At 68.2% G+C, this 26125-nt stretch carries 25 protein-coding genes; 14 read left to right on the plus strand and 11 right to left on the minus strand.

The features are described 5' to 3' along the window. Positions 1-108: 108 nt before the first annotated feature. From AC6BOR_RS12295 to trxA, 5 genes are read left to right on the plus strand one after another with little or no spacing between them, the layout of a single operon-like run. Complete coding sequence (locus tag AC6BOR_RS12295; RefSeq protein WP_165768687.1) at positions 109-462, plus strand: hypothetical protein; 354 nt, start codon at positions 109-111, stop codon at positions 460-462. Next, positions 416-1120, plus strand: coding sequence for a hypothetical protein (locus AC6BOR_RS12300; protein WP_498058685.1), 705 nt, complete (start codon positions 416-418; stop codon positions 1118-1120). The genes AC6BOR_RS12295 and AC6BOR_RS12300 overlap by 47 nt, the downstream gene beginning before the upstream one ends. A 41-nt stretch (positions 1121-1161) precedes the next feature. Beyond that, the gene (gene addB, locus AC6BOR_RS12305) at positions 1162-4152 is read left to right on the plus strand and encodes a double-strand break repair protein AddB (RefSeq protein WP_498058686.1); all 2991 of its coding nucleotides are present in this window, start codon (positions 1162-1164) and stop codon (positions 4150-4152) included. Continuing rightward, positions 4149-7583, plus strand: coding sequence for a double-strand break repair helicase AddA (gene addA, locus AC6BOR_RS12310; RefSeq protein ID WP_498058687.1), 3435 nt, complete (start codon positions 4149-4151; stop codon positions 7581-7583). The genes addB and addA overlap by 4 nt, the downstream gene beginning before the upstream one ends. Before the next feature lie 22 nt (positions 7584-7605). Beyond that, positions 7606-7923: a thioredoxin gene (gene trxA, locus AC6BOR_RS12315; RefSeq protein WP_498058688.1), complete on the plus strand. Its 318-nt coding sequence runs from the start codon at positions 7606-7608 to the stop codon at positions 7921-7923. On the opposite strand, the gene AC6BOR_RS12320 is transcribed toward trxA, so the two are convergent. Both AC6BOR_RS12320 and argJ read right to left on the minus strand, forming a co-directional pair. After that, positions 7920-8849: a glutathione S-transferase family protein gene (locus tag AC6BOR_RS12320; protein WP_498058689.1), complete on the minus strand. Its 930-nt coding sequence runs from the start codon at positions 8847-8849 to the stop codon at positions 7920-7922. The genes trxA and AC6BOR_RS12320 overlap by 4 nt on opposite strands. A 113-nt stretch (positions 8850-8962) precedes the next feature. Continuing rightward, positions 8963-10186, minus strand: a complete 1224-nt coding sequence (argJ, locus tag AC6BOR_RS12325; protein WP_498058690.1) for a bifunctional glutamate N-acetyltransferase/amino-acid acetyltransferase ArgJ — start codon at positions 10184-10186, stop codon at positions 8963-8965. A gap of 173 nt (positions 10187-10359) precedes the next feature. Between argJ and rpmH the strand changes: the two genes are divergently transcribed. From rpmH to thiS, 6 genes are read left to right on the plus strand one after another with little or no spacing between them, the layout of a single operon-like run. Next, a complete protein-coding gene (rpmH, locus tag AC6BOR_RS12330; RefSeq protein ID WP_094473956.1) occupies positions 10360-10494 on the plus strand; it encodes a 50S ribosomal protein L34 in 135 nt (44 codons plus the stop codon). 5 nt (positions 10495-10499) lie between these two features. Then, positions 10500-10865, plus strand: a complete 366-nt coding sequence (gene rnpA / locus AC6BOR_RS12335; RefSeq protein WP_086117051.1) for a ribonuclease P protein component — start codon at positions 10500-10502, stop codon at positions 10863-10865. Beyond that, positions 10862-11083 carry a membrane protein insertion efficiency factor YidD gene (yidD, locus tag AC6BOR_RS12340; protein WP_086117052.1) on the plus strand — a complete coding sequence of 74 codons (222 nt, stop codon included), beginning with the start codon at positions 10862-10864 and terminating at the stop codon, positions 11081-11083. The genes rnpA and yidD overlap by 4 nt, the downstream gene beginning before the upstream one ends. A 51-nt stretch (positions 11084-11134) precedes the next feature. Further along, positions 11135-12916, plus strand: a complete 1782-nt coding sequence (gene yidC / locus AC6BOR_RS12345) for a membrane protein insertase YidC (RefSeq protein ID WP_498058691.1) — start codon at positions 11135-11137, stop codon at positions 12914-12916. Then, a complete protein-coding gene (yihA, locus tag AC6BOR_RS12350; protein ID WP_498058692.1) occupies positions 12913-13563 on the plus strand; it encodes a ribosome biogenesis GTP-binding protein YihA/YsxC in 651 nt (216 codons plus the stop codon). Before yidC ends, yihA begins: the two co-directional genes overlap by 4 nt. Further along, positions 13560-14537, plus strand: a complete 978-nt coding sequence (thiS, locus tag AC6BOR_RS12355) for a sulfur carrier protein ThiS (RefSeq protein ID WP_498058693.1) — start codon at positions 13560-13562, stop codon at positions 14535-14537. The genes yihA and thiS overlap by 4 nt, the downstream gene beginning before the upstream one ends. An 18-nt stretch (positions 14538-14555) precedes the next feature. Here thiS and AC6BOR_RS12360 read toward each other — a convergent pair whose 3' ends face one another. Beyond that, positions 14556-15389: a PhzF family phenazine biosynthesis protein gene (locus AC6BOR_RS12360; RefSeq protein WP_498058694.1), complete on the minus strand. Its 834-nt coding sequence runs from the start codon at positions 15387-15389 to the stop codon at positions 14556-14558. A 110-nt stretch (positions 15390-15499) separates the two neighbouring features. Between AC6BOR_RS12360 and AC6BOR_RS12365 the strand changes: the two genes are divergently transcribed. Next, positions 15500-15964 (plus strand): Lrp/AsnC family transcriptional regulator, encoded by a 465-nt coding sequence (locus AC6BOR_RS12365; RefSeq protein ID WP_498058695.1) that lies wholly within the window; start codon positions 15500-15502, stop codon positions 15962-15964. A 105-nt stretch (positions 15965-16069) separates the two neighbouring features. Next, positions 16070-17296, plus strand: a complete 1227-nt coding sequence (locus AC6BOR_RS12370) for an MFS transporter (protein WP_498058696.1) — start codon at positions 16070-16072, stop codon at positions 17294-17296. Here the strand turns inward: AC6BOR_RS12370 and AC6BOR_RS12375 are convergent. The 6 genes from AC6BOR_RS12375 to AC6BOR_RS12400 all read right to left on the minus strand — a co-directional run bounded on the left by AC6BOR_RS12375 (position 17287) and on the right by AC6BOR_RS12400 (position 22396). Next, positions 17287-17784 (minus strand): RNA pyrophosphohydrolase, encoded by a 498-nt coding sequence (locus AC6BOR_RS12375; protein WP_498058697.1) that lies wholly within the window; start codon positions 17782-17784, stop codon positions 17287-17289. The genes AC6BOR_RS12370 and AC6BOR_RS12375 overlap by 10 nt on opposite strands. Beyond that, a complete protein-coding gene (locus AC6BOR_RS12380; protein WP_498058698.1) occupies positions 17781-18731 on the minus strand; it encodes an alpha/beta hydrolase in 951 nt (316 codons plus the stop codon). Before AC6BOR_RS12380 ends, AC6BOR_RS12375 begins: the two co-directional genes overlap by 4 nt. Before the next feature lie 203 nt (positions 18732-18934). Beyond that, positions 18935-19534, minus strand: coding sequence for an ABC-type transport auxiliary lipoprotein family protein (locus AC6BOR_RS12385; RefSeq protein WP_498058699.1), 600 nt, complete (start codon positions 19532-19534; stop codon positions 18935-18937). Beyond that, complete coding sequence (locus AC6BOR_RS12390; RefSeq protein WP_498058700.1) at positions 19531-20490, minus strand: MlaD family protein; 960 nt, start codon at positions 20488-20490, stop codon at positions 19531-19533. Before AC6BOR_RS12390 ends, AC6BOR_RS12385 begins: the two co-directional genes overlap by 4 nt. After that, positions 20490-21281: an ABC transporter ATP-binding protein gene (locus AC6BOR_RS12395; protein ID WP_498058701.1), complete on the minus strand. Its 792-nt coding sequence runs from the start codon at positions 21279-21281 to the stop codon at positions 20490-20492. Before AC6BOR_RS12395 ends, AC6BOR_RS12390 begins: the two co-directional genes overlap by 1 nt. Next, entirely contained in the window at positions 21281-22396 is a 1116-nt protein-coding gene (locus AC6BOR_RS12400; protein ID WP_498058702.1) for an ABC transporter permease, read from the minus strand. The genes AC6BOR_RS12395 and AC6BOR_RS12400 overlap by 1 nt, the downstream gene beginning before the upstream one ends. 53 nt (positions 22397-22449) lie before the next feature. Between AC6BOR_RS12400 and AC6BOR_RS12405 the strand changes: the two genes are divergently transcribed. After that, positions 22450-23166 (plus strand): HAD family hydrolase, encoded by a 717-nt coding sequence (locus tag AC6BOR_RS12405; protein ID WP_498058703.1) that lies wholly within the window; start codon positions 22450-22452, stop codon positions 23164-23166. On the opposite strand, the gene AC6BOR_RS12410 is transcribed toward AC6BOR_RS12405, so the two are convergent. Next, positions 23163-23408: a CBU_0592 family membrane protein gene (locus AC6BOR_RS12410; protein WP_498058704.1), complete on the minus strand. Its 246-nt coding sequence runs from the start codon at positions 23406-23408 to the stop codon at positions 23163-23165. The two genes, AC6BOR_RS12405 and AC6BOR_RS12410, sit on opposite strands and share 4 nt — an antisense overlap. Then, positions 23408-26089: an aconitate hydratase AcnA gene (gene acnA / locus AC6BOR_RS12415; protein WP_498058705.1), complete on the minus strand. Its 2682-nt coding sequence runs from the start codon at positions 26087-26089 to the stop codon at positions 23408-23410. The genes AC6BOR_RS12410 and acnA overlap by 1 nt, the downstream gene beginning before the upstream one ends. Positions 26090-26125 lie beyond the last annotated feature (36 nt).

Genomic DNA, 26125 nt, shown 5'->3' on the forward strand with positions numbered 1-26125 from the left:
ATGGTGCAGCCTCCCCCGATGCGGTGCAACGCCCGGCCGCCTGATCCGGGACCGCCGTTGCAATTGGCGTTGATTGGCGTGCCCGCCCCGTTGGCGGAGCCGGTCACCATGCTGGCGGAGATCATGGGCTGGCAGATAATGCGGCTGCCCGGTGGCCCGGTGATGCGGCCGGCGGCGCAGCTGTGCCTGGCCATGATGCCGGCCGGGCCCGCAGACTATGCGCCGTTGGCGGCCTGGTCACCGGATAGAAAGCTGAATGAACATATTTCCCAGGCTGGACTGTCCATATTGGACCATCCTCCCTGCCTCTCCCGCCTGGAGTTGCTGTTAGGGCTCGCCGCCTCTCAACCAGGCAGCGGGGGCGTTCAGCATGATGCATTCCAGGGTGACGGGCAGGATGGGATCGCGGCCGGGCATGGCCCAGCCGGCGGTGAACCGGCCAGCTGGAACCGGGGTGCCTGATGCCGGCCCGGCCGAACCCGCACCCGCATCCCTGCCGGCCGCACCCGGTGCGCTGGCCAGCCGTCAGGATCATGTGCTCATCGAACAGGCGTTGTCGGCCATTGTGGCGGACATCGGCGCGCTCGACCTGCCGGTCGGTCGCCCGGGCGGTGACGCGGCGCTGGCAGGCGATCCGGCCGTGACCATCGCGCGGCAGGTGGCCGACATGGCGCAGGGGCTGGCCGCCCTGGCCGATCGCCTGGTGGGGCAGGCAGCGGTGCCGCCCGACCATGGCATTTCGGAGGGTGATTGCATCGCCTTTCTGGAAACCCAGTTCCGCATCCGCCGCCTGCGCGGCCGGCATCTGCCCGGCCTGGCGCTGGGCGAGCCGGCGTGGGACATGCTGCTGGATCTGTCGGTGGCGCACTATTGGCGGCGTGAAACCTCGGTCACCAGCCTGTGCATTGCAGCCGATGTGCCCAGCACGACGGCGCTGCGCTGGATCAACAGCATGACCAAGGCCGGCCTGATCGTGCGCCGCCCGTGCCAGCGAGATGGCCGCCGCAGCTTCCTGGCCATCGCGCCCGACACCTATCGCGCCATGTTGGCCCTGGCGGTGGATGCCATCCGCGCCGAACAGCGGGTGCGCAGCCGTTACCAGCGCCGCAACGCCGCCTGACAGGCTTGTGCGGCGGGCCGGCCCGCGGTTAAGCTGAAGCCGTGATTGCCCCCCAGCCGGGCCTTGCCCGCGCGCCCGCCCTGTTCAACATTCCCCTGCACGTCGGCTTTGCCGATGCGCTGGCGGCCGGCCTGCTCGCGCGCTGTGGCAGCGATCCGCTGCGGCTGGCCCAGGCGCTGGTGCTGCTGCCCAACCGCCGCGCTGTCACCGCGCTCACCGAAGCCTTTGTGCGGCAATTGCCGGGCGGGGCGGGCGGGCTGCTGCTGCCGCGCATGGTGCCGGTGGGCGATCTGGATGATGGCGGTTTTGCCCGCCTGGTCGAAGGGCAGGCGCCGGTGGCCGCGGCCGTGCCGCCGCTGGTGCGCCGTTTCACCATGGCGCGGCTGGCCGAACGCCTGCCGGGCGGCGCCCGCACCGCGGTGGAGCGGCTGCGGCTGGGCGATGCGCTGGCCGGTGTGCTGGATGCGCTGCTGGCCGCCGAAATCCCGCCCGAAGCGTTGGCGGCTGCTGCCGATGGCCAGGATCTGGCCGATCATTGGCAGAAAACCCTCGCCTATCTGGAACTGATCATCGCGCTGTGGCCGGAAGCGCGGCAGCAGCAGGGCGGTGCCGAGGGCGTGACCCGGCTCGCGACGCTGATCGATGGCACCATCGCCCGCTGGCAGGCGGCGCCGCCGGCCGGTCTGGTGGTGGCCGCCGGGATTGCCAACCCCACGCCGGCGCTGGTGCGACTGCTGACGGCGATCCTGCGCTTGCCCGATGGCCTGGTGGTGTTACCCGGCCTGGATGATGATGTTTCGGCCGCTGGTGAGGCGCGCTGGCAGGCGATCCGGCTGGCGGATGCCGATGACCCGGCCAGCCGTGATGATGCCGGCCACCCGCAATGGGGGTTGAAGGCGCTGCTGGCCGGCCTGGGGCTGGACCGGGCCGATGTGCAGCGCTGGCCGCATGGGGCCGGGCCGCTTGATGGCGCGCCCGAGCGCGCGGCGGCCCTGTTGGCGGCGCTCGCCCCCGCAGCGGCCCCGCCCGGCGATGCGCCCGAAGCGGCGGCGCGCGCCGGGTTGATGCTGGCCGAATGCGCCACGGCGGCGGAAGAGGCGCAGCTGGTGGCGCTGGCCCTGCGCGAGGCGCTTGAGGTGCCGGGCCAGCGCGCCGCGCTGGTGACGCCCGATCCGGTGCTGGCGCGGCGGGTGGCGGCGCATTGCCGGCGCTGGGGCATCATGGTGGACAGCAGCGCCGGGGAACCGCTGGCGCTGCGCCCGCCCGGCGCGCTGGCGCTGGCGCTGGTGGCCGCGCTGGCCGAAGGCTTTGCCCCGGCCCGCCTGCTTGCCGTGTTGAAGAACCGGCTGGTGCGGGCCGGCGATGCCGGCTTTGCCCGGGCGCTGCTGCTGGCCGATCTGGGCCTGCGCGGGGTGCGGCCGCCGCCGGGGCTGGACGCCGTGGGCGAGCATGTCACCCGCTGGGTGGGGGAAAAGCGGCCGGCCGATACTGCCGCCATGGACGAATGGTGGGAGGATGTGGCCGCCGCGCTGGCACCGCTGGAGGCGCTGCGCGACCGGGCGGATTTCACCCTGCCCGATCTGGCCGCTGCCCTGCGCCAGGCGATTGGCGCGCTGGCGGGCGATGACGGCTGGGCCGGGCCGGATGGCCGGCAATTGGCCGGGCTGATCGCCGATCTGGAGCGCGATGGCGCGCATTTCTGCGCCCTGTCGGCCGACGAGGCACCGGCGCTGCTGGCCGTGCTGATTGATGGGGTGGCAGTGCGCGTGCCCGGCCAGGGCCATCCGCGCCTCGCCATCCTGGGCCCGGTGGAAGCGCAGCTGGCCCGCGCCGATCTGATGATCCTGGCCGGCCTGAACGAGACGAGCTGGCCGGGCCGGCCCAGCCCCGATCCCTGGCTGGCGCCGGCCATCCGCGCCCGGCTGGGCCTGCCCGGCACGGCGCGGGCGCAGGGGCTGGCGGCGCAGGATTTCCTGCGCGCCGCCTGTGGCCCCAAGGTGCTGATCACCCGGGCGCGCCGCGATGCCGGCGGCCCGCAGCTGCCATCGCGGCTGTGGCTGCGCCTGATCGCCCAGTTTGAACGGGCCGGGGCGGAAGCCCTGCCGCGCCGCGATGATCTGGTGGCGCTGGCCCGCCGGCTGGATGGCGCGCCGGCCGGGCCGCAGCCGGTGGCGCTGCCCGAACCCAACCCTGCGCTCGATCTGCGGCCCAAGGGCCTGAGCATCACCGAGATCGACACGCTGATCGCCGATCCCTTCGCCTTTCATGCCCGCCGCATCCTGAAGCTGGAGCCGCTCGACCCGCTGGACCAGGACCCGACGCCGGCGATGCGCGGCACGCTGGTGCACAAGGTGCTGGAACGCTGGGTGCGCCGCCAGCACGGCACATTGCATGATCTGGATCGCATCATCGCCGAGGAGTTGGAGAGTGAGGCCCGGCATTTCCCGCTGCTGGAGGCGACCTGGCTGCCGCGCATGCGCGTGGCGCTGCACTGGGCCGGCGCCCTGATCCTCGCCGAAGAACAGACCGGTTGGCGCCAGATGCTGGCCGAGGTGAAGCTGCGGCTGCCGCTGGCCGGCGGCCTGATCCTGAGTGGCAAGATCGACCGCATCGACCGGCATGACGATGGCCGGGTGCGCGTGGTGGATTACAAGACCGGCGGCGTGCCTTCGGGCAAGCGGGTGCAGGCGCTGGAGGCCAATCAGCTGGCGCTGGGCCTGGCGTTGGCGCTCCAGGGCCAGGCTGCCGATGGCACGGCAGCGCTGCGGCCCGGCAGGCCGGGCGGGATCGAATATTGGCAGCTGCGCGGCAGCCACAAGGAAGCCGGCAAGGTGGCCGCACCGCTGGGCAAGGATGGCGATGCGGCGGCGCACATGGCCGGCGTGCTGGAGTTTGCGACCGAACTGGCTGGCCGCTATCTGCTGGCCGAAACGCCGTTTGTGCCCAAGCTGCGCCCGCAATGGGCATGGACGGATTATGACCATCTGGCGCGGGTGGCCGAATGGATCAACCGGCCGAGGCGCATGTCATGAGGCGGCTTGACGCCCTGTTGCCGGAACAGGCCGATGCCGCCGATCCGGATGTGCATGCCTGGGTGGCGGCATCGGCCGGCACCGGCAAGACCCAGGTGCTCACCGCCCGGGTGCTGCGCCTGCTGCTGGCCGGCGCGGCGCCACCATCGATCCTGTGCCTGACCTTCACCAAATTGGCCGCCGCTGAAATGCAGGCGCGCGTGATGGCGCGGCTGGCGCATTGGGCCGGCTGCCCCGACGATGATCTGGCCCATGATCTCGCTGCCATCCGCGCGCCGGTGGATGCCGAAACCTGCCGCCGCGCGCGCGGCCTGTTTGCCGCCGTGCTGGAAACGCCGGCCGGGCTTGCCATCCAGACCATCCACAGTTTCGCGCAGGGGCTGATCGCCAGTTTTCCGGTTGAGGCGGGGATCACGCCGGGCTTCCAGACGCTGGATGATCGGGCCGCCGCCCTGCTGCGCCGCCGGGTGTTGACCGATGCCCTGTCGGACCGCAGCGACCGGGGCTTCCGCCGCGATGTCGAGGCGATTGCGCTGGATGGCGGCGAAGCCCGGCTGCACGCCATCATGGCCGGGCTGGGCAAATATGGCGAGGCGCTGGCGGCGCTGCGGGTGGAGGGGGTGGACCCGCTGCTGCGCCGCATGTTGGGGATGGCCGATGGCGGCAGTGCGGCCGCGACGCTGGCCGCCGGGCTGGCCGGCCTGCCCTGGGATGCACTGGCCGAGATGGCGCGGGCGCTGGGCCGGCAGAGCGGGGTGAATGCGCTGAAACTGGGCGAAGGCCTGGGCGCGGTGGTGGGCGCGGCGGACCGCAATGGCTTGTGGCCCAAGTTGTGGGGGCTGTTTTTCACCGGCAAGAACGAGGCGCGCAAACCAACGGGCCTGATTCCCAAGGCGCTGGACGATGAGGAGCCGGAGCTGCGGGCGTTCTGCGAGCATGTGCAGGTGCAATTGCTGGCCATCCGGGCGGAGCAGGAGCGTTGGCAGATCCTGGAGCATGCCGGCCGGCACCTGCGCGTGGCGGTGCGGCTGGCGCGCGATCTGGCTGCTGCCAAGCACCGGGCCGGGGTGATCGATTATGACGACATGATCGCCGCCGCCGCCCGCCTGCTGGCCGGTGCCGGCGCTGCCGATTGGGTGCGCTTCAAGCTCGACAGCCGGATCGACCATGTGCTGGTGGACGAGGCACAGGACACCAACCTGCTGCAATGGGATGTGGTGCAGGCGCTGGTGGAGGAATTTTTCGCCGGCAAGGGCCAGCGCGACCGGTTCCGCAGCCTGTTCGTGGTCGGGGATTTCAAACAGTCCATCTTTGGGTTCCAGGGCGCCGATCCGCTGATCTATCGCGCCAAGAAGGAGCAGTTCCACCTTCTGTGCGAGGCGGAGCCGGACAGGTGGAAGGAATTGCCGCTCAGCACCAATTTCCGTTCGGTGCCGCTGATCCTTGATGTGGTGGACCGGGTGATCGACCATGTCGGCCCCGAGCAGTTTGACCGGGATGCGATCCCGGCGCACGTGCCGCACAAGCAGGGCGCGGGCACCGTGCTGCTGTGGCCGCCGCTGCTGGCCAAGGCTGACACTGGCGCGGCTGATGCTGCTGCCGACGAGGATGATGGCAGCAGCGACGAGCCGCCGCTGGCGCAGGATATTGATCTGGCCCGGCGCATTGCGGCCAGCATCGCCGGCTGGCTGGGCGATGCCGATCCGTTGATCCTGCCGGCCAGCGGCCGCCGCGCCCGCGCGCAGGACATATTGGTGCTGCTGCGCCGGCGCGGCAGGCTGATGAACGCGCTGGTGGGGGCGCTGCACGATGCCGGTGTGCCGGTGGCCGGCGTTGACCGGCTGAACCTGGCCGAGCCGCTGGCCGTGGCCGATCTGGTGGCGCTGGTGCGCTGGGTGCTGCAGCCGGGCGATGATCTGACGCTGGCGGCGCTGCTGCTGTCGCCCTTCTGCAATCTGGATCACCAGCATCTGACCGCGCTGGCCGCCAAGCGGGAGGGCAGCCTGTGGGCCGAGGTGCAGGCCAGCCTTGACCCCGATGTGGCGGCGGCGCGCGACTGGCTGGCGGAATTGCTGCGGCTTGGCCGCGATGTGTCGCCCTATCGCTTCCTCGAAGCCGTGCTGTCGGGCCCGCTGGCTGGCCGCCGCCGCCTGCTGGCCCGGCTGGGGGAAGAGGCGCGCGATGCCATCGACACGGTGCTGGACCAGGCGCTGGCCTGCGAGGCGGCGGGTGCGGCGAGCCTTCAGGCCTTCCTAACCTGGATGGCGGCCGAAAATCTGGAGGTGAAGCGCGATCCCGAAGCGGCGCTGGATGCGGTGCGGTTGATGACGGTGCATGGCGCCAAAGGGCTGCAGGCGCCGATCGTCATCATGGCCGATGCCTGCGGCACGCTGCGCACCGAAAGCGGGGCGCTGATCATGCCGGTGCCCGATGGGCCGGAACTGCCGCTGTGGCTGCCAGCGGGGCTGGTGCAGCCGCCGCCGGCGCTGGCCGATGCGCTGGCGGCCCGGCAGGATAATGCGCGGCGCGAATATCACCGCCTGCTCTATGTTGCCTTGACCCGGGCGGAGGAGATGCTGTGCCTGGCCGGTGCGGCCAAGCCGAAATCGGATGGCGGCCTGCCTGATGGCACCTGGTTTGGCATGGTGGCCGGCGCACTGGCCGATGCCGGATTGGTGGCGGTGGATGATCCCAACTGGCCCGAAGCGGTGCAGCGCTTGCATGCCGGGCCACCGGTGGCGGTGCAGCCGGCCAGCCTCGCGCCTGCCAGCATCAGCCTGCCCACCGATCCCTGGTGGCAGCGGGCTGCCCCGGCCGAAGCCCGGCCACCACGGCCGTTGAGCCCGTCCGCACTCGGCCCCGATCCAGTGGCCGCGCCGCCGCCTGATGCCGGGCGCCAGGCCGCTGCCCGGCGCGGCACCGCGCTGCACCGCTTGTTTGAAACGCTGCCGGGGCTGGATGCGGCGGCGCGGGATGCGGTGGCGCGGCAATGGTGCGCGCTCAACGTGCCTGATCTCGATGCCGATGAATTGCTGGCGACCGTGGCCGCCGTTCTGGATGATCCGGCCTTTGCGGCGGTGTTCGCGCCCGGTGCCTTGACCGAAGCGCCGGTGGCGGCCGTGGTGGGGCCGGCGGTGATTGCCGGCAGCATCGACCGGCTGCTGGTGACCGAGACCGATGTGCTGGCGGTGGATTTCAAGACCGGCGCGCGCGTGCCGGCCGATCTGGCGGCCGTGCCGCCGGCGCATGTGGCGCAAATGGCCGCCTATGCCGCGGCGCTGGCGGCGGTGTTTCCGGGACGCAGCGTGCGGGCGGCGCTGCTCTACACCGCCGGGCCGCGCCTCATCGAACTGGATGCCCATACGCTCAGCACATGGCAGCCATCGGCCGCATTGCCGCCGGCCGATCCAATCACTATCTTGCCGCAGTGAACCCGAATTTGGAGTGCAAGCGATGACCAAGGCCGTGACCGATGCCAGCTTTGAAGCCGATGTGATCAACGCCGACAAGCCGGTGCTGGTCGATTTCTGGGCGCAGTGGTGCGGCCCCTGCCGCATGATAGCCCCGGCGCTGGAAGAACTGGATGCCGAAATGGCCAATGTCGATATCGTGAAGGTGGATATCGACGAGAATCCGGAGGCGCCCGGCCGTTATGGCGTGATGTCGATCCCCACCATGATCCTGTTCAAGGGCGGCAAGCCGGTGGCGATGCAGGTCGGCGCCAAGCCGAAGGGCGAGTTGAAGACCTGGCTGGAAGGCGCGCTGGCTTAAGCCGGCGTCACCACCTGCCCAAGCCGCGGGAAGTGGACGTGGACGGTGAGGCCGTCCACCACCTCCCGTGCGATGCTGATCCCGTCCGGGCAGCAGCGCAACAGCCGGCCGATGCTGGGCGCGTCCTTCGTGCCTTCCTGGGTGACGCCCACCAGCATGCCGGGCTGATAGGGCGCGTCCACCGTGCCGTTGATGGGCGCCGGCGGGGCGGCGCGGGCGGCGGCGAGCGCGTCGTCACCGCTCACCTCCTGCCGGTCGCCAAGGCCGAGCGCAGCCATGCGGGCAAACCAGTCGGCAACGCCGGGCATCGCCAGCATGGCCTGGGCGTTGGCGGCGGCCGTCGGCACGGCGTTGACGAACCATATGTTTGAATAGAGCGCCAGATCGCCGGCCCCCGGCGCGTCGCCGCCGATGAAGGCGCGGCCATCAGCCAGGCAGAGCGATAGCCAATGGGCGGCGACCATGGCCTGGCCGGCCAGGTGCGGCGCGGCCTTGCCGAGCGCAGCCAGATCCATGCCAAAGCGCGCCTGCCGATCCTTGATGAAGCCTTCTCCCATCATCTCCGGCGTCATCCCGCCCATTGCGGCGCCGACATGGGCGAAGAATTGCGGCCCGTTGGCCCAGCTGGCGACCAGCCGGTGCAGCGGGCCCAGGGGCGCCGGGTAGAGGCTGGGGCCGGGCAGGGCATCAAGCGCCGGCAGGATGGCGCCGGTGTCGCAATATATGTCGGCCCCCAGCTGCACCACCGGGGTGCGGCCATAGCCGCCGGTCAGCCTTGTCTGGTCCGGCTTGGGCAGGATGTTGGAGACGATCAGGCTGCCCCAGGCCAGGCGCTTCAGCCCGAAGGCGGCGCGCACCAGCTCGGCAAAGGGCGAGGCGGGGTAGTGATAGAGGATCGGCGTCATGGCTGCGATGATGCCGGTCAAAGCTGATCCTCCCCATTCTCTGAATGGGGAGGTGGCGGCCAAGCGTTCCTCCGTCGCGGCCCCTCCTCAGCCTTTGGCTGCCACCTCCCCAAACAAGTTTGGGGAGGATCGGATCAGCTGCGATAATCGGCGTTGATGCTGATATAGCCGTGGGTGAGATCGCAGGTCCACACGCGGGCGCGGCCGGGGCCGAGGCCGAGATCGACGGTGAGCCGCACCTCCTGCCCGGCGAGATGGGCGGCGACCGGCGCTTCGTCATAGCCGGGCACGACGCCGCCGGCCTGCGCCACCAGCGTGTCGCCAAAGCGGATGGAGAGAAGATCGCGCTCGGCTGGTTCGCCGGCCTTGCCCACCGCCATCACCACCCGGCCCCAATTGGCGTCGCCGCCGGCAATCGCGGTTTTCAGCAGCGGCGAGTTGGCGATGCTCATGGCGACCCGGTGGGCGCTGCAATCGTCGACCGCGCCAGACACCGTCACCTCGATCAGCTTTTGCGCGCCTTCGCCGTCGCGCACCACCAATATGGCCAATTGCCGGCACAGATCGGCCAGCGCGGCGGCCAGCGCATCGGCGCCGGGATCATCCATGCCGGTGAGCACGGCGTGGCCGGCGGCACCGGTGGCAAAGGCCAGCACCGTGTCAGACGTGCTGGTGTCACTGTCGACGGTGATGCAGTTGAATGTGGTGGCGACAGCAGCGCGCAGCATCTGCTGCAACAGCGCCGGGCTGACGGCGGCATCGGTGAAGATGAAGCCCAGCATGGTCGCCATGTCAGGCGCGATCATGCCGCTGCCCTTGACGATGCCATTCAGCGTCACGCGGGTGCCGCCGATGATGGCGCTGCTGGTGGCGGCCTTGGGGAAGGTGTCGGTGGTGCCGATTGCGGTCGTCGCGGCCAGAAAATCGGCCTGGCCCAGGTGGGCGTGCGCCTGGTCAACCCCGGCCAGCGCCAGATCAACCGGCAGCGGCACGCCGATCACGCCGGTGGACGCGCTGAACACCTGATCGGCGCTGCAGCCCAGCCGCTCAGCGACGCGGGCGGCCTGCGCCTCGGCAGCCTGGCGGCCAGCCATGCCGGTGAAGGCGTTGCTGTTGCCGGCGTTGACGATCAGGCCGCGTGCCCGGCCGCCCGGCAATTTGGCACGACACAATTCCACTTCCGGTGATGGGCATTTCGATTGGGTGGTCACCCCGGCCACCACCGTGCCTTCGGCCAGTTCCACCAGCGTGACGCAATCGCGCGTCCAGCGCTTGTAGGGCACGCTGGCGGTGCCGATGCGCACGCCGGCGATGGGGGCAAGGGCGGGGAAGGGCAGGGCGAGCGGCGAGATGTCCATGGCCCTCGCCTTTGCCAGCAGATTCCGGCTTGTCCAGTCACAACTGGCCACAACGGCCCCACAAGTCCCCCCATAAGCTGGTTGACTCTGGGGCGCGGCCACATTATCCGCACCCATCTTTCGGCGCGCAGGCAACTGGCGCCAGCCAGACTCTATTGTTCAGGACGTTTGCCATGAAGCGCACCTATCAACCCTCCAAGCTCGTCCGCGCCCGCCGCCACGGCTTCCGCGCCCGCATGGCGACCGTTGGTGGCCGCAAGGTGATCGCGGCCCGCCGCGCCCGTGGCCGCAAGAAGCTGACGGCCTGATTCGGGTGCGCGCGCCGGAGACCATCCGGCAGCGGCGGGATTTCCTGGCTGCAAATCAGGGCCGGCGGGTTCCATCCGCCGGCTTTGTGCTGCTTGTGCGCCAGCGCGATGATGGCAATCCGGCGATGCGCGCCGGCTATACCGTCACCAAGAAGATCGGCAACAGCGTCACCCGCAACCGGCTGAAGCGGCGGTTGCGCGCCATCGTCCAGTTGGTGCTGCCGGCCCATGGCCATGTTGGCGCCGATCATGTTCTGATCGGCCGGGACAGCGGCCTGACCCGCGATTTCGCCCAATTGCGCGCCGATCTGGAAAAAGCGCTGGCCAAAGCCCATCTCCCGCCCAAGCCCAAGGGAGACAGCGGCCCATGAAGCGCCTTATCAAGCAGTTGGTTATTGGGCCGATCCGGCTGTGGCAGCTGACCTTTTCGGCCGTGCTGCCGCCGAGCTGCCGCTTCACCCCCAGCTGTTCGCACTATGCCATCACCGCCATCGAGCGTCACGGCCCGGCCCGTGGTAGCTGGCTGGCCGCACGGCGCATCGCCCGCTGCCACCCATGGGGGGGTTCGGGCTATGACCCGGTGCCTTGAACGGCTATAGCAGCGCCCGACAACACGAATCCCAACGGACGGACCTTCCCTTTGCCTCAGGACAATCAATCCCCCGACACGAAGAATATCGTGCTTGCGGTGGTGCTTTCATCGCTGGTGCTGATCGGCTGGACCTTCCTGTCGGACCGGTTCCTGCCTGCGCCGGCCAAGCCGGCGGCCACCGCCACGGCTGTGCCGGCAGCGGCCGCGCCGGCGGGCAGCGCCCCGGCCGTCACCGGACAGGGCGCGATTGTCAGCCAGGCCGTCGCCTTGGCGTCATCTCCGCGCGTTGCCATCGACACGCCGCGCCTGAAGGGTTCGATCAACCTCGTCGGTGGGCGTTTTGATGATCTGGTGCTGCCCGATTATCGCCAGACCATCGACAAGGCCTCCCCGCCGGTGCGGCTGTTTTCGCCGAGCCGCACCGCCGATGCGCAATTTGCCCAGTTCGGCTGGACCGGCGCGGTGGCGCCGCCGGCCGGCGCGCTGTGGACGGCGGACCGCCCGACGCTGACCCCGGCCACCCCGGTGACCCTGACCTACACCAGCCCGCAGGGCCTGACCTTCCGCCAGAAGATCAGCGTGGACAGCGACTATCTGTTCACCGTCGAACAGAGCATCGAGAACCGCAGCGCGGCCCCGGTAAGCCTGGCGCCTTATGGCCTGGTGTCGCGCCGGGGTGAGGCGCACAAGGCCGAAACCAATGTGCATGTCGGTCCGGTCGCCGTGCTGGATGACAAGCTGAATGACACCGACATCGAATATGCCAAGCTGAAGGATGAAGGGCCCAAGCGCTTCACCTCCACCGGCGGCTGGCTGGGCCTGACCGAGAAATATTGGCTGGCCGCCAGCGTGCCCGATCCCAAGGCGAAGATCACCGCCACCTTCCAGCAGGCCGCGGGCCAGTATCAGGCCGATTGGCTGGCCGGTGCCATCACCGTGCCGGCCGGCGCCCGCATTGCCACCACCAACCGGCTGTTTGCCGGCGCCAAGGAGGTGAACCTGCTCGACCGCTATACCGAGGCTGGCATTCCGCGGCTGGACAAGGCGGTGAGCTGGGGTTGGTTCGAGATCATTGCCAAGCCGATTTTCTATCTGCTCGATTTCCTGTTCAAGCTGACCCAGAATTTCGGGGTAGCCATCATCGGGCTGACGCTGATCGTGCGGGCGTTGATGTTCCCGATTGCCAACAAGCAATATGAATCGATGGCCAAGATGCGGCTGATCGGGCCGCGCATGAAGGCGATCCAGGACAAATATGGCGATGACAAGCTGCGCGCCCAGCAGGAGATCATGGCCATTTACAAGACCGAGAAGGTCAATCCGCTCGCCGGCTGCCTGCCGATCCTGCTGCAGATCCCGATCTTCTATGCCCTCTACAAGACCCTGCTGGTGTCGATCGAGATGCGCCACCAGCCGTTCGTGCTGTGGCTGCACGATCTGTCGGCGCCCGATCCGTTGACGCCGCTCAATCTGTTCGGCCTGATCGCCTGGCAGCCGCCGGCCTTCATCGCGCTCGGCGTGCTGCCGATCTTCCTGGGCTTCACCATGTGGCTGCAGCAGAAATTGAGCCCGGCGACGATGGACCCGGTGCAGCAGCAGGTGTTTGCACTGATGCCGTGGCTGTTCATGTTCTTCATGGCACCGTTCGCCGCCGGCCTGCAGCTTTACTGGTGCGTCAACAACCTCGTGTCGATCGCCCAGCAGCTCTACATGAACCGCAAATATCCCACCCCGGCGACACCGCCGGCCGCCGCCGTGATCGACGTGAAGCCAAACCCGGCCCCGCGCCCGGCGCCCAATCCCCCGGCCAACCGGCGGCGCAAGAAGTGAGCGACGCCGCCGAACAGGATGAGCTGATCGAGCTGGCCCGGCGGCGTTTTGCCGGGCCGGTGGCCTTTCAATTGTCTGCGCCCGAGCTCAAGTTCCTGCCCGCCCCCGACGTGCCGGAAATCGCCTTTGCCGGCCGGTCAAACGTCGGCAAATCCTCGCTGCTGAATGCCATCACCGGCCGCAACGGGCTGGCCCGCACATCGGTCACGCCGGGGCGCACGCAGGAATTGAACGTGTTCAATGTGGGCGAACCCACCGCCTTCCGGCTGATCGACATGCCGGGCTATGGCTTTGCCGAGGCGCCCAAGGATGTGATCCGGCAGTGGAAGCATCTGGTGTTCGATTATCTGCGCGGCCGCGCCGTGTTGAAGCGGGTGCTGGTGCTGATCGACAGCCGCCACGGCATCAAGCCGGTGGACCGCGAGATCATGAGCCTGCTCGACAAGGCCGCCGTCAGCTTCCAGGTGGTGCTGACCAAGGCCGACAAGATCAAGCCGAGCGCGCTTGCAGCGCTGACCGAAGCGACGCTGGGCGCCAGCCGCATCCACCCCGCCGCCTATCCGCAGGTGATTGCCACCAGTTCGGAAAAAGGCCTGGGCATTCCCGAATTGCGCGCCGCCGTGCTGGCCGCCGCCACCGATTTATGACGATGACCATCACCCTCAATGGCGAACCCCACCGCATCGCCGCCGGCAGCCGCATCAGCGATCTGCTGGCCAGCCTTGACCTGCCGGCCGAGAAGGTCGCCGTGGAGCGCAACCGCGAAATCGTGCCGCGCTCGACCTATGGAGATGTCGTCTTGGCCGAGGGTGACAGCCTTGAAATCGTGCATTTCGTTGGCGGTGGACAGGATGATGACAGCTGGGAAGTTGCCGGCCGGCGCTTCACCAGCCGCCTGATTGTCGGCACCGGCAAATACAGGGATTATGCCCAGAATGCCGCTGCCGCCGAAGCGAGTGGGGCGGAGATTGTCACCGTGGCGGTGCGGCGGGTGAATGTGATGGACCGCACCCAGCCGATGCTGACGGATTTCCTCGATCCCAAGCGCTTCACCTATCTGCCCAACACCGCCGGCTGCTTCACCGCCGATGATGCCATCCGCACGCTGCGGCTGGCGCGGGAGGCAGGCGGCTGGAATCTCGTCAAGCTCGAGGTGCTGGGTGAGGCGCGCACGCTTTACCCCGACATGGCCGAAACGCTGAAGGCGACAGAGATATTGGTGAAGGATGGCTTCGACGTGATGGTCTATTGCGCCGATGATCCCATTGCCGCCAAGCGGCTGGAAGAGGCGGGCGCGGCGGCCATCATGCCGCTGGGCAGCCTGATCGGCAGTGGGCTTGGCATCCAGAACCCGGTGACGCTGCGGCTGATCATCGAGAATGCCAGGGTGCCGGTGCTGGTCGATGCCGGCGTCGGCACCGCATCAGACGCGGCGGTGGCGATGGAACTGGGCTGTGCCGGCGTGCTGATGAACACGGCGATTGCCGAGGCGAAGGACCCGATCATGATGGCCCGCGCCATGAAGCTGGCCGTCGAATCCGGCCGCCTCGCCTATCGCGCCGGCCGCATGGGCAAGCGCCGCTATGCCGACCCGTCGAGCCCGCTGGCCGGGTTGATCTGACCGGCCGGTCCAGCGGCATCAATGCAGCGGTCGCGTCTCGCCGCGCACCGCGACCGGGGCGCCAGGCTCGTCGGTCAGCATCACCTCGAGGGTGGACGGGCTGCCCATATCGTCCCCCTGCGCGATGGTGATGTGGCCATTGTGCGGCCAATGCGTGTCGCGCAGCATGCCAGCCAGCGCAGCGGCGGCCGCACCGGTGGCAGGGTCTTCCAGCACGCCGCCAGCGGCAAAGGCGTTGCGGGCATCGAAATGCTGATCAGCGGCGTGATGGATGAACATCACCGTGACCAGGCCATGCGCCAGCATGAAGCGCCGTCCGGCATCGAGATCATAAGCGAGCCGTGACAGGGCCGCGCGGCTGGCCAAGGCGATGATGAGGTGCTGGGAACCGGCATTTGCGAGGCGTGACGCGATGTGCGGGTCCAGATCATCCGCACCATAGCCGAACAGCGTCAGCGCATCGGCCAGCATGGCATCGTCAACGGTTGCGCTGCTGGTCGGGCGCGATTGCAGGGTGCAGCGCCAGCCTGCCGCCGACGGCTCGGCCGTGACCGCGATGGCGCCATCATTGATCGTCAGGGCATAATGGCCGGCGCCATGCGCGGCACCCAATGCCGCGCCCAGGGCGATGGTGGCATGGCCACAGAAGGGCACTTCCAGACCAGGCGCGAAATAGCGCACGCGCCAGCCGCCGCCTGCGATGGGTGCGGCAAAGGCCGTTTCAGAATAGCCGACCTCCGCCGCAATGCGCTGCATGTCGTCTGGCGCGGGCAGTTCGTTGGCCAGCACCACGCCAGCGGGATTGCCGCCGATGCCATTGCGGCTGAAGGCGGCGATGCGTTGCACATCCATGATCAGGTCTCCATTCATGCAATTATCATAGCGGGCGAACTTGCATTTGTACCGGCGTGATGAAAACTATATCTGGCTATTTGCATCGATAAGGAAGGTGGGTCGCCGCTATGAGCATTGTTCGGAAAGTTGCGCTTGACGCCCCGAATCGCGCCATCCTTGGCGCGCTTCTCGCCGATGCTCGCACCAGCCTGCGCACGCTGGCAGACGGGGTGGGACTTTCAGCCCCCGCCGTGCGCGAACGTATCAGGCAAATGGAAGAGGCCGGTGTGATCCGGGGCTATGCCGCCGACGTGTCCTGGGCAGCGCTGGGCTATGCCCTGCAGGCGATAGTCCGCATCGAGCCCTTGCCGGGAAGGCTGCGCGATGTGGAGCGCGCGCTGCAGGACATGCCGCAGATCGTGCAATGCGATGGGGTAACGGGCGACGATTGCTTCATCGCCCGGGTCGTGCTGCGCGACGTTGCCGATCTCGACCAGGTTCTGGAGCCGCTGCACATGCTCGCCCGCACCAGCACGGCGGTGGTCAAGAAGGCCACGATACCGCTGCGGGCACCGCCTTATCCCGATCTTTAGGCGCCGACACGCGCGGTGCCGAATGGCCTTCTGCCCAGAGGCTGGTGATCCGCCTGCTTGACGGATGGCGATCGGCACCGCAGCCTTTCCGAGGGGGGATGCGGCATGGCAGCAAACACGCGGGCGGTGACGGCGCTGGTCTGGTTGATCGGGCTGGCGGTGTTCATCAACTATGTTGATCGCGGCACGCTGGGCATCGCCGCGCCGCGGCTGAAGGCCGATCTGGGGCTGACGGCCACCGAATATGGCATGGCAGCCTCGGCCTTCTTCTGGGTCTATGCGCCGGGCCAGCTGGTGGCCGGCTGGCTGGTTGGGCGCAGCAACGCCGGCTGGGTGCTGGCGGCCGGTCTTGGCCTGTGGGGGCTGGCGACGGCGCTGACCGGCCTGGCCAATGGCCTGATGGCGCTGGTGCTGCTGCGGCTGCTGCTGGCGGTGGGCGAGGCGGTGACCTTTCCGGCGCTGTTCAAGCTGATTGTCGATCATGTCGATGCCGCCCGGCAGGGGGCGGCCAATGCGGCGCTGTCGGTGGGGCTGGCGCTGGGGCCGGCCTTTGGCACGCTGGCGGGCGGTCTGCTGCTCGCGGTGCTCGATTGGCGCTGGCTGTTCGCCATTGTCGGCGGTTTCACCTTGTTGTGGCTGCTGCCGTGGGTGGCCACCATCCGCCGCCTGCCGCCGCCGGCCGATCATGGCGCGGCCGGTGGCGAGGGGCCGACCTATCTGCAGATATTGTTCACCCGGGCGGCGCTGTCGCTGTCGCTGGCGCAGGTGTGCTGGGGCTTTGGCCTCTATTTCCTCGTCACCTGGCTGCCGTTGTGGCTGGTGGAGGTGCGCCACTACAGCCTGGCTGACATGGCGTGGATCGGCGCCTTGGCCTTTGCCGCGCAGGCGGCGGCCGCACTGATCGGCGGGCAGGTGAACGACCTGTTGTTGCGGCGCGGTCTGGCACCCGGCCCGGTGCGGCGCGGCGGCGCCATGCTGGGCACGGTGATGACGGCGGCGGGCCTCGCCGGCATCCCGCTGTCTGACAATCAGGGCGCGCTGATCGCGGCGCTGCTGCTGGCCGGGTTCGGCATCGGCATCATGCACGTCTGCGTGAACATGATGGCCCAGATGTTTGCCGGCCCCAGCGCGGTGGGCAAATGGACCGGCGTGCAGAACGGCTTTGGCAATATCGCCGGCATCGTGAACCCGCTGATCACCGGGGCGATCATCGATGCGACCGGCAGTTACAATGCCGCCTTCGCACTGGCCGCCAGTATGCCGCTGGTGGCGCTGTTCAGCCTTGCCGTGCTGGTGCCGCGGGTGGTGCCGATTGCCTGGCCTCAGAGATAGGGGCCGAGCACCGAGATGATGTCGGCATAAAGCTCCCGTTTGAAGGGGGCCGCCATCTCGACCAGCGTGTCCACCGGGCTCCAGCGCCAGTGCCGGAATTCGGGATGTTCGGTGGCGATGTTCACATCGGCATCGGTGCCGTGGAACCGCAACGCGAACCATTTCTGGCGCTGGCCGGCATATTTTCCCTTCCAGATGCGGCCGATCAGTTCATCGGGCAGATCGTAATAATGCCAGTCCGGCGTGTCGCCGAGCAGGGACGTCAGCTTCGGGTCAACGCCGGTTTCTTCCCACAGTTCGCGCAGCGCGGTTTCATACGGGTCTTCGCCGGGATCGATCCCGCCTTGCGGCATCTGCCAGGCCTCCACCATCTGGTCGAGGCGCTGGCCGGTGAACACCAGCCCATCGGCATTGACCAGCATCACCCCCACACAGGGGCGATAGGGCAGGCCGGAGGGATGTTCGCGCGGGATGGAGGAGGGCGTCATGCCCCCGCCAGAAGCAGCTTCAGATCGGTGATGCAAGCGGTGAGATCATCCTGGGCGCTGGGGATGCCGGCGCGCAGGGTGATGCAGCCGTGGATCTGGCCAGCGGCCTCGCGATAGATGGTGCGCACGCCATGTTCGATCAGGCGGGCGGCATAGGCACGGCCCTGATCGCGCAGCGGATCCAGCCCGCAGGTGAACACCAGCGCCGGCGGCAGGCCGGCCAGGGTTTCGGCGTGCAGCGGGCTGGCCCAGGGGTGCAGCAACTTGCCTTCCGAACCCTTCATGAAATGGGCGTGGAACCAGTCCATCGAATCCTTGGTGAGCAGATAGCCTTCGGCAAATTCCACCATCGAACCTTCGGCGGCGGTCATGTCGGTGGCCGGGTAGATCAGCCATTGCGCCAGGATCGGCACCGGCAGCGTGCCGGCCAGTTCGCGGGTGACGGCGGCGGCGAGGTTGCCGCCCGCGCTGTCCCCGGCCGGGATGATGCCGGACACGTCTGCGCCCAGTTCCGCCGGGGAGCCGGCGACCCAGCGGGTGGCGGCGATGCAGTCTTCGGTGGCGGCCGGGAACACGGCTTCGGGTGCCAGGCGATAATCGACCGACACGACCCGGAGGCCCAACTGGCGCGCGATTTCGGCACACACGCTGTCATAGACGCCGAGATCGCCAATCACCCAGCCGCCGCCATGATAGAAGACGACGACGGCGCTGCCGGCGTTTTCCGGCGTGTAGAGCCGGGCCGGGATGCTGCCGGCCGGGCCGGGGATGGCCAGATCGGCCATGGCCATCTCGCCGATCGGGCGCTCCATCAACTGGCCCATGCCCTGCATCATGGCACGCCCTTCGGCGGGCGATATTTCGGACAATTTGGGGCCCGGCTGGGCGGCGAGCATGGCCAGGATATTGGCGACATCGGGCCTGACAAAGGGTTTGGCGAACGGCATGGCGAGGCTCTCCCAGGAATGATTTTGGGAGATGTTTTAGGGCGGCGGGCCGAGCGGGCAACCGGTTATTTGGGTGGGTTTGAACATCCTCCCCCATTGGGGGAGGTGCCGGCCGCAGGGCGGCGGAGGGGGCTGGCGCGCGCGGTCCTCTCTGCCCCCTCCGCCCTCCGGGCACCTCCCCCAAAGGGGGAGGAACCGTTCTTTCAGCCCTTCACCCAGGCGGCGACGTCGGTGGCGAGGCGGTTGGCGGCGCGATTGAGGGCAGTTGCGACGGCTTCGGGTTGCTGGCTCGCCACCGCTTCTTCGGCGACAAAGCTGCGCAGTGCCACGGTGCCGCCGCCGCGCGGGCCGGCGAGCTGGGCATCATAGCGCACGCGCACCACTGGGCCCCCACGCACATCCAGGCCGAATTCGCGCAAATGGCCGGTCAGCGCCCGGGCCGGGGAGACGGTGCCGGAGCGCGTATCGAGCACTGGCACGCCGGCGCCGGCCAGCGTATCGGCCAGCAGGCGCTGGAACTGGCGGTTGGGCTGTTCGGTCCAGCTGGCGCCCGCCAGATATTGCACGCCGGCCGCCCCCACCTGCACAGGCAGGCGCAGCGTCTGCAGTTCGGCCGGCACATCGGGCACGGCAACAGCCAGGGTTTCGGCCAGTGGTGTGGGGCCGGCCCAGCTGGGCGGCGGCGCGGCGGCGCGCAGCACCAGCAGCGTGGCCGGGGCCGGGCTGTTGCCGCCCAGCTGCACCAGCGGGCCACAGCCGGCCAGCAGCAGCGCGGCCATTGCCGGCACAAACAGCTTCGTCATGGGCGCGGTTCCTTCGGGGGCTGATATTCGGGCAGGCGGCGGCCGCCGAGCAGAGCGCCGGCCGGATCTTCATCCAGCTTGGCGGCGATGGCGCCCAGCCGGCTGGTGGCCTCGCGCAGCTCGCGGATCAGCTGGGTGGTTTCGGGCACCGTCTGGTTCGACAGCATCTCCACCCCAGGCTGGGCGCTGGCGGCCAGTGCCTCCACACGGGCCAGCGTGGTTTCGGTGCGGGCCACAGTGCGCCTGAGATCGCTGGTCAACGGACGGATCTCACTGTCGACCAGGCTCTGCCCAGATTGGGTAAGCGCCTCGATCCGCTGCAGCGTGGCGGTGGCCTGGGTCATGGTGGTGCGCGCTTCGGAAAGGGCGGCGGCCAAATCGGGTGCACCCTTGGCCAGCGCGGCGGTGGCGATATCGGTGTTTTTCAGGATGCCCGCCAGCGCGGCGCGGTTTTCATCCTTCAGCACATCATTCAACCGCTCGGTGAGGCGGGCGACGTTCTTCAGCACCACCGGCGCGGTGGTCAGCAGATCGCTGAACCCGCCCCCGCGCGGCGGGATCAGTGGGACGCCCCACGGCCCTGTTTTCGTGATTGCCCGGCTGCCCGACATGGCACCCTGCAGCTGCACCTGCGACACGCCAGTGAAGCCCACGCCTTCGATGCCCGCCGTCGTGCCCTCCAGCACCGGCACGGAGGCATCGATGGCCACGCGCACCCGCACCACATCGGGTTGATCGGGCAGCAGCCTGATCTCGCTGATCTTGCCAACGCTGACACCGTTGAACTGCACCGGCGATCCCAGCGCCAGGCCGGAAATCGATTCATGGAACAGGATGTCATATTGCTTGCGTTCGACGCCCGAATAGCGGGACAGCCACAGGATCATGACCAATATGCCAACCACCATGGCCAGCGCCACGCTGCCGACGATCACCTGATTGCTGCGATTTTCCATCAGGCCTGCTTTCCGATTGCCGCCCGCCCGCGCGGACCGCCAAAATATTGCTGCACCCAAGGATGGTCGAACCGGCGCAGTTCGTCCACCGTGCCACAGGCCAGCACCCGTCCTTCGCCCAGCACGGCCACCCGGTCACAAATGCTGACCAGCGTGTCGAGATCATGGGTGATGAGGAACAGGGTGAGCCCCAGCGTGTCGGCCAGCAAGCGCACCAGCGTGTCGAAGGCGGCGGCCGAGATCGGATCGAGCCCGGCGGTGGGCTCATCAAGGAACAACAGCGGCGGATCCAGCGCCAGGGCGCGGGCCAGGCCGGCGCGTTTGCGCATCCCGCCCGACAGTTCGGATGGATATTTCGGGCAGGCATCGGGCGGCAGGCCGACCTGGCGCAACCGTGCGGTGGACAATGCCGCCATGATCGGTTCCGACAGCTGCAGATATTCGCGCATCGGCACCTGGATGTTTTCCGACACGGTGAGGCCGGAAAACAGCGCGCCATCCTGGAACAGCACGCCCCATTGCCGGCGCAGGGCGCGGCGCAGGGCCGGATCGGGATCAAGCGCATCCTGGCCAAAGATTTCGACATGGCCGGCGCGCACCGGCTGCAGCCCGATGATGGCGCGCAGCAGCACCGATTTGCCGCTGCCCGAACCGCCGACCAGCCCGAGGACCTCGCCGCGGCGGACATCGAGATCAAGCCCCTTGTGCAGCAGCTGCTCGCCAAAGCCAGTGACCAGCCCGCGGATGCGCAGCGCCACATCCTCTCCATCGGGCAGGGTCGGGCTGAGCATCAATTATACCCCAGCGCGCTGAAGAAGACGGCGAAGAAGGCATCGAACACGATCACCACGAAGATGGCCTCCACCACCGCCTGCGTGGTGCGCTGGCCCACCGATTCGGCGTTGCCGGTGACCTGCATGCCCTGGAAACAGCCCATCAGCGCGATGATGAAGCCAAACACCGGCGCCTTGATCATGCCGACCACGAAATCGGACATCATGATCACCTCCTGCAGCCGGGTGACATAGGCCGAAGGCGGCATCTTGAGATCGACCCAGGCAAACAGCCCGCCGCCCACCAGCGCCCACAACCCGCCATAGAAGGCGAGGCCGAGCAGCATCAGCGAGCAGGCAATGACACGAGGCACCACCAGCACCTCAATCGGATCAAGGCCGATGGTTTTCAAGGCATCCACCTCCTGGTTGAGCTTCATCGAGCCGATCTGGGCGGCAAAGGCCGATCCGGACCGGCCGGCAACCATGATGGCGGTGAGCAATATGCCCAGTTCCCGCGTGGTGGCACGGCCGATGAGGTTTACGGTGAACACCTCCGCCCCGAACTGGCGCAGCTGCACCGCACCCTGCTGCGCGACGACCAGGCCGACCAGGAACAGCAGCAGCGCGATGATGCCCAGCGCGTTGACGCCAACCGCTTCGGCCTGGTGCACCACGGCATGCCAGCGCAGCCGTCGGCGCCCGATCAGCGTGCCGCCGAGCACCTGCAAGGTTTGCCCAAGAAAGGCCAGGAAGGCGCCGATGTTGCGGGCCTGGTGGATCAGGGCCGCGCCGACGCGGGCCACGCGCGCCAGCACCGGATTGCCGGGATCGGGCCGCACCGGCATCGCCGGCGGCGGGGCCTTGAGGCTTTGCACCAGCCGGTCAACGGCAGGCAGCGCGCCGGTGATGCGGGCGCTATGGCCGGCCGCCTGCCAGTGCATGGCGGTGTTGTTCACCGCCCAGGCCCCGGCGGTATCAATGGCGGTGACACCGGCCAGATCGATGACCAGGCCGGGCGCGGCCGGCGGCGTTGCGGCCAGATCGGCGGCAAGCGTTGCCACATCATCGATGGTCAGCCGGCCAGACAGCCGCGCCAGTGCGCTGCCATCCTCTGCCTTTGCCCAGCTCATGCTGCCCATGGCGGCCAAACTGGGCTATGGCACGGCAAAAGCCAAGGGGAACAATGACCTCCAATCGCACCGAAATTGCGGTTTATGATCTGGACCGCACGCTGACCGATACCGGCAGCTGGGCGCATTTCATCCGCTTCTGGCTGCGCACGCAGGCACCGTGGCGGGTGCTGCTGCTGCCGCTGGTGGCGCTGGGCGGGCTGGCCTATGCCGCCGGGTTGATGTCGCGCGGGGGCATCAAGAGCTGGTCCCACCGCTGGTTGATCGGCGACCGGGTGCGGGCGGCACATATGGAGGCGGTGGCGGCGCGCTTTGCCGATGCATTCGTGGCGGTCCATGCGCTGGCGCCGGCACGCGCCGCACTGGCCGCCGATGCCGGCGCCGGCCGCCGGCTGCTGATCGCATCGGCCAGCCATGGATTCTATGTCCGCGCCATCGCCGCCCGGCTGGGCGTGGCGGATGTGGTGGCGACCGAGGCGGTGCGGGATGGCGACTGGCTGCTGAGCCGGCTGGATGGCGACAATTGCTATGGCGCGGCCAAGCGGGTGGCGGTGGAGCAGTGGCTGGGCCGCCAGGCGCAGGGCGACGCCGTGGTGCATTTCACCAGCGATCACCACAGCGATCAGCCCTGTTTCGACCTGGCGCTGGAACGCGGTGGGCGGGTGTTGTGCGTGAACCCGTCGAACGAACTGGCCGCCATGGCAGCGGCGCGCGGCTGGCCGGTGGTGCAATGGGGCCGGATCAAGGGCAGTCTGTTCGAACGCGCCTAGACCTTGCGGCGGGCCAGAGTGACGATGGCGATGCCGCACCAGATGATGTTGAGCACCATCGACGGGATGGCGCCATGATATGCGGTGTTGATCACGAACCCGGCGGCACCGACGAGGTTCAACCACTGGAACAGCGGCGAGCGGCCGTCGAGGCGGCCGGCACTGGCCAGGCCATAGCCCGCCAGCACCAGCACCGCCCCGATCCAGCCCGCCGACTCGATGCCCAGCGTTTGCCAGTCCATCAGGCCGCCAGGTTGCGCAGCACGTAGGGCAGGATGCCGCCAGCGTAATAATATTCCAGCTCCTGTTCGGTATCGATCCGGCACAGCGCCGCGAAGCTGCCCGACGACCCATCGGCACGGGTGAAGCGCACCTCGATGGTCTGACGCGGCTTCAGGGCCGACAGGCCGGTGATCTCGAACAGCTCATCGCCGGTGAGGCCCACGGTCTTGCGATCGGTGCCGGCGGCGAATTCCAGCGGCAACACACCCATGCCGACCAGGTTGGAGCGGTGGATGCGCTCGAAGCTTTCGGCCACCACGGCGCGCACGCCCAGAAGCGTCGTGCCCTTGGCCGCCCAGTCGCGGCTGGAGCCGGTGCCATATTCCTTGCCGGCGATGACGACGAGCGGCGTGCCATCCGCCTTGTAGGCCATGGCGGCATCATAGATCGCCATTTGTGCGCCGGTTGGCACATGGCGCGTCACGCCGCCTTCCACGCCCGGCACCATCTCGTTCTTGATGCGGATGTTGGCGAAGGTGCCGCGCATCATCACCTCGTGGTTGCCGCGGCGGGCGCCATAGGAATTGAACTCGGCCTTGGTCACCTGGCGTTCGGTCAGATATTTGCCGGCCGGGCTGGCTTCCTTGATGCTGCCGGCCGGGCTGATGTGATCGGTGGTGATCGAATCGGCAAACATGGCCAGCGCGCGGGCGCCCACGATGTCGGCCACCGGGCTGGGCGTCATCGTCATGCCTTCGAAATAAGGCGGGTTCTGCACATAGGTGCTGCTCATGTTCCACTTGTAGGTGGCGCCGCCTTCCACCTGCACCGCCTGCCAGCGCGCATCGCCATCGAACACATTGGCATAACGGCTGGCGAACATTTCTGGCGTGACATTGGCCATCACCATGCCGGCAACCTCGGCATTGGTCGGCCAGATATCCTTCAGATAGACGGGGCCATTGCTGCCCTCGCCGATCGGCTCCTTGGTCAGGTCCTTGCGCATCGTGCCGGCCAGCGCATAGGCGACGACCAGCGGCGGGCTGGCCAGATAATTGGCCTTCACGTCCGGGCTCACGCGGCCTTCGAAGTTGCGGTTGCCCGACAGCACGGAGGCGGCGACGATGTCATTGCCGTTGATCGCATCGGAAATCGGTTCCGGCAGCGGGCCCGAATTGCCGATGCAGGTGGTGCAGCCATAGCCAACCAGGTTGAAGCCCAGCGCGTCCATGTCGGCGGCAAGGCCCGATTTCTCGAAATAATCGGTCACCACCTTGGAACCGGGGGCAAAGCTGGTCTTCACCCAGGGCTGGTTCTTGAGGCCCAGGGCGCGCGCCTTGCGGGCAACGAGGCCGGCGGCGACCAGCACGCTGGGGTTGGAGGTGTTGGTGCAGCTGGTGATGGCGGCGATCACGACATCGCCATGGCCGATGTCATAATTGGCGCCGGCAACGGCCGCACGCTGTTCCATCTTGTCCGCCTTGCCATAGCCGCCGGCCAGTTCCTTTTCGAACGCCGGCTTGGCATCCGACAGCAGCACCTTGTCCTGCGGGCGGCGCGGGCCGGCGAGGCTGGGCAGCACGGTCGACAAATCCAGTTCCAGCACATCGGTGAAGACGGGATCGGGCGTGTCCGCCTCCCGCCACAGGCCCTGCGCGCGTGCATAGGCTTCGACCAGCGCCACGGTGTCGGCATCGCGGCCCGACAGCACCAGATAATCGATCGTCTTGGCATCGACCGGGAAGAAGCCGCAGGTGGCGCCATATTCGGGTGCCATGTTGGCCAGGGTGGCGCGATCGGCCAGCGTGAGGGCATCGAGGCCCGGGCCGAAATATTCGACAAAGCGGCCGACCACGCCCTTCTTGCGCAGCATCTGGGTGGCGGTGAGCACCAGATCGGTGGCGGTCACGCCTTCCGGCAACGTGCCGGTGAGCTTGAAACCGACAACTTCGGGGATCAGCATGGAGACCGGCTGGCCCAGCATGGCGGCCTCCGCCTCAATGCCGCCCACGCCCCAGCCCAGCACGCCGAGGCCGTTGATCATCGTGGTGTGGCTGTCCGTCCCCACGCAGGTGTCGGGATAGGCGACCATCGCGCCAGAGGCGTCTTCGCTGCTCCACACGGTCTTGGCAAGATATTCCAGGTTCACCTGGTGGCAGATGCCGGTGCCCGGCGGCACCACGCGGAAGTTGCGCAGCGATTTCGAACCCCAGCGCAGGAACTCATAGCGTTCGAGGTTGCGGGCATATTCCAGCGCCATATTGTCTTCGAACGCGGTGGGGTTGCCGAATTCGTCCACCATCACGCTGTGATCGATCACCAGATCCACCGGCACCAGCGGGTTGATCTTCATCGGATCGCCGCCCAGTTTGGTGATGGCATCGCGCATGGCGGCAAGATCAACCACGCAGGGCACGCCGGTGAAATCCTGCATCAGCACGCGCGCCGGGCGATAATTGATCTCGTGGGTGGAGGTGCGGGTGGCCTGCCAATCCACCACGGCCTGCACATCGGCGGTGGTGACCGTGCTGCCATCTTCAAAGCGCAGCAGATTTTCCAGCAGCACCTTCATTGAATAGGGCAGGCGCGACACATCGCCCAGCGTGGCGGCGGCCGCCTCCAGGCTGTAATAGGCATAATCCTTGCCGCCGGCCTTCAGGGTGCGGCGGGTGTTGAGGCTGTCCTGCCCGATGGCGGTCATGTGCGGTCTCCACGTTGTGCGGGTTTTTTGACAAGT

Source organism: Sandarakinorhabdus sp. FBCC-B8862 (genome assembly GCF_059745315.1).